The organism is Cellulomonas sp. P4_B5_2 (genome assembly GCF_056402235.1).
Map to the genome: position 1 here is coordinate 1 of NZ_JBFUHU010000369.1, position 3,377 is coordinate 3,377.

General features: G+C 73.9%; 4 protein-coding genes. 2 read left to right on the forward strand and 2 right to left on the reverse strand.

Annotated elements, in window-relative coordinates; genetic code table 11:
• A partial coding sequence (locus tag AC1DUQ_RS19565; protein ID WP_477074403.1) for a hypothetical protein occupies positions 1–354 on the reverse strand: 354 nt, incomplete at its 3' end.
• A 272-nt stretch (positions 355–626) separates the two neighbouring features.
• Here AC1DUQ_RS19565 and AC1DUQ_RS19570 point away from each other — a divergent pair.
• Positions 627–959, forward strand: a complete 333-nt coding sequence (locus tag AC1DUQ_RS19570; RefSeq protein WP_477059914.1) for a hypothetical protein — start codon at positions 627–629, stop codon at positions 957–959.
• On the opposite strand, the gene AC1DUQ_RS19575 is transcribed toward AC1DUQ_RS19570, so the two are convergent.
• Entirely contained in the window at positions 956–2,644 is a 1,689-nt protein-coding gene (locus tag AC1DUQ_RS19575; RefSeq protein ID WP_477074404.1) for an FAD-dependent oxidoreductase, read from the reverse strand. The genes AC1DUQ_RS19570 and AC1DUQ_RS19575 overlap by 4 nt on opposite strands.
• Before the next feature lie 42 nt (positions 2,645–2,686).
• Here AC1DUQ_RS19575 and AC1DUQ_RS19580 point away from each other — a divergent pair, with 42 nt between their 5' ends.
• Entirely contained in the window at positions 2,687–3,271 is a 585-nt protein-coding gene (locus AC1DUQ_RS19580) for a protein-L-isoaspartate O-methyltransferase family protein (RefSeq protein WP_477059912.1), read from the forward strand.
• The last annotated feature ends 106 nt before the right edge of the window (positions 3,272–3,377 follow it).

Below are 3,377 nucleotides of genomic sequence, written 5' to 3' on the forward strand. Positions count from 1 at the left end.
GCTCGTCGCGGCGGCGGCGGGCTCCTCCGCAGCGACGGAGGTGCCCTCCATGCCGGTGACCTCGTCGCGCTCGGCCGATCGCGACGTCGCTGCTCCCCGGTCGACCTCGGCGGCCGCGACGGTGAGCAGCTCGTCGAGGTGCGCGGTCGCGGCCTCGAGGGCCTGGAGCTGCGTGGCGTCGATCGCGACCTGGGACGCCTCCGCCTGGACCGACTGGGCGACCTGCATGGCGTCGGTGGCGACCTCGACCGCACCGGCCCGCGCCTGCTCGACCTGCGCGGTCGAGCTGGGGGCCGGGAGCACGCCGATGAGCGCGCTCCCACCGTCACGCGCATTCGCCGAGACGGCCACCATCGCGCACATGCTCAGAGCGAGCGCCGTGACCACGGCACCCTGGGCGAGGCGGGCGGGGTGGGCGACAGCACGCGCGGGCGCAGGGCGCGCCGCAGCGTGCCGGCCACTCGCTGGCCGACCTCGGAACGGAATCTTGTTACTCACGCGTAACACGTTAAGTTCTTCGGAAGGTCACCCCTGACACTTGAGGCCCCATAGCGGGGGAGATCTCGTGTGGATCTCGTCACGTCTCCGTCACACAATTCACAGGGACGGGCCGCTACGCTTTCGCCGTGCACCCCGAACCACCCGCCGCCCCGCCCGCACCGACCACCCCGGTGCAGGGCCTCGACGACCTCTACGACATCGCCCGGCTGGCCGACCGGCTCGGGGTCGAGCACGCCACGATCCGGGTCTGGCTGTCCCGCAAGGTGCCGTGGCTCCCGCAGCCGGACGGGCGCCTGAACGGCGGTGCCGTCTGGCGCGCGACGACGCTCGAGGGCATCGAGATGCGCCGCGAGCGGGGTCGCCCGGGCCGCAAGCCGAAGTTCGTGCCGGCCCAGTCCGCGGCGGACGTCCCGCGCACGGGGATGATCCCCGTGGTCCCGATGAAGGAGACCGTCTAGAGGACGGTCAGGCGCAGCGCACCCGGGGCCGACGCCGGCACCACCGGCCGCACCGGGCGCACCGGGCTCACCCGCTCGTACCGCTCCCCGGGAGCGGGCCGTGGATCGGGCTCCCCCGCGTTGGGCCACAGCGAGATCGCCCGCTCCGCCTGCGCGGTGATGGTGAGGGACGGGTTGACCCCGAGGTTGGCGGAGATCGTCGAGCCGTCCACCACGTGCAGCCCGGGGTAGCCGAACACCCGGTGGTAGGCGTCGACCACCCCCTCGTCCGGGGAGCGCCCGATCGTGCAGCCGCCCAGGAAGTGGGCGGTCATGGGCACGTCGACCACCTCGCCGAGGCTGCTCGCCGCGAAGCCGCCGAGGTGCGCGGCCATCCGGCGGTAGGCGGCGTTCGCAGCCGGGATCCAGGTCGGGTTGGGCTCACCCTCCCCGGGGGTCGACGTCAGCCGCGTGGTTCCCCGCCACGTCCGCCGCAGCCGCACGGTGATCGAGGCGCCGCCGGTCTGCATGACCAGCCCGATGACGGTCCGCTGCGACCAGCTGCCCAGGCCGAGGAGCAGCGACGCCACCTGACCGGGGTGGCGCAGCACGTTGCCGAGCCAGCGCACCGGTCGGGGGACGCGTCCTCCGCCGTCGGTGAGGACCGTGCTCAGCAGGCCCATGAGGTTGGACCCGCGGCCGTACCGGACCGGCTCGAGGTGGGTGTGGTCGTCGAGGTGCACCGAGGACGTGATGGCCACTCCGCGCGTGAGGTCCGGCCGGCGTCGCCACCCGCGCCACCGCGTCGCTGCGCCGCCGAGCGACTMGCTGTTGGTCCGGGTCAGCTCCCCGAGCCGGTCGGACAGCCGCGGCAGCGTGCCGTCCCCCTTCATCCGGTGCAGCAGCTCCTGGGTGCCCCACGTGCCGGCCGCGACGACCACCTGGTCGGCGGTCACGGTCCGGTCGCCGCCCCTGCGGCCCGTGCGCCTGGTGCGGACCTCCCACTCCTGACCGCGCGGGCGCACCGAGGTCACGGTCGTCTCGGCGACCACCCGGGCCCCCGCGCGCTCGGCCAGGTACAGGTAGTTGGTGGGCAGCGTGTTCTTGGCGCCGTGGCGGCAGCCCGTCATGCACTCGCCGCACTCGAGACAGCCGCGCCGCTCCGGGCCGGCACCCCCGAAGAAGGGGTCCGGCACCCGCGCGCCCGGTGTCCCGAACACCACGCCCACCGGCGCCAGCCGGAACGAGTCCCCGACGCCCAGGTCGACGGCGGCCTTGCGCACGATCTGGTCGGACGGCGTGCACGTGGGGTTGTCGACGACGCCGAGCATCCGGCTCGCCTGGTCGTAGTACGGCGCCAGCTCGGCGCGCCAGTCGGTGATGCCGGCCCACTGGGGGTCGGCGTAGAACGCGTCGGACGTGGGCCGGTAGAGGGTGTTCGCGTAGACGAGCGAACCGCCCCCGACGCCCGCCCCGGCGAGCACCACGACGTCGGGCAGCACGTGGATCCGCTGGATGCCGAGCCAGCCCAGCCGCGGCGCCCAGAGGAACCGGCTGACGTCCCACGAGGTGCGCGGCAACGTCTCGTCGGTGAACCGTCGGCCCGCCTCGAGCACGAGGACGCGGTAGCCCTTCTCGACCAGCCGCAGGGCCGCCACGGACCCGCCGAACCCGGAGCCGACGACCACGACGTCGTACTCGGCCATCTCCGCCTCCTCGCGCTGGAGGCCCGATCGTAGGCTCACCTCATGGGTGCGCAGGCCGACCCGACACGCGCCGCCGACGTGGCCGAGGCGATGCGCGAGCTCGCCCGTGAGCGGTTCCTGCCACCGGAGCAGCGCGCCCGTGCGGCGGAGGACCACCCGCTGCCCCTCTGGCACGGGCAGACCAGCTCGCAGCCGAGCACCGTCTCGTTCATGCTCCGGCTCCTGCAGGTGCCCGTCGGGGCGCGGGTGCTCGACGTCGGCTCCGGCTCCGGCTGGACGACCGCGCTGCTCGCGTGGCTCGTCGGTTCCCGCGGCGAGGTGCTCGGGCTGGAGCTGGACCCCGAGCTGGCCGAGTGGGGTGCGGAGAACCTCGACGCGTGCGACCTGCCCTGGGCCCGCATCGAGCCGGCGACCCCGGGTGCGCTCGGCCGGCCCGTCGACGGCGGGTGGGACCGGATCCTCGTCTCGGCGTCGCCGCGCCGGCTGCCGACCGCCCTGGTGGACCAGCTCGGCGACGACGCGCGCATGGTGATCCCGGTGCGCTCGACGATGCACCTGGTCGAGCGCAGGGACGGCCGGACGGAGATCACCACGCACGGGTCGTTCGTGTTCGTGCCGCTGCGCTGAGGGCGCAGGTCACGAACAGGAAACGATCATTTCGCCAGAAGGTGACGAATGCCGTACCTGCCAGTAACGTGCACCGGGCGTGCGCCTGCGTGTGACTACCGTCACG

Coding starts and splice junctions, on each gene's coding strand:
- AC1DUQ_RS19580 (WP_477059912.1), top strand. CDS start 2,687: ATGGGTGCGCAGGCCGACCCGACACGCGCCGCCGACGTGGCCGAGGCG.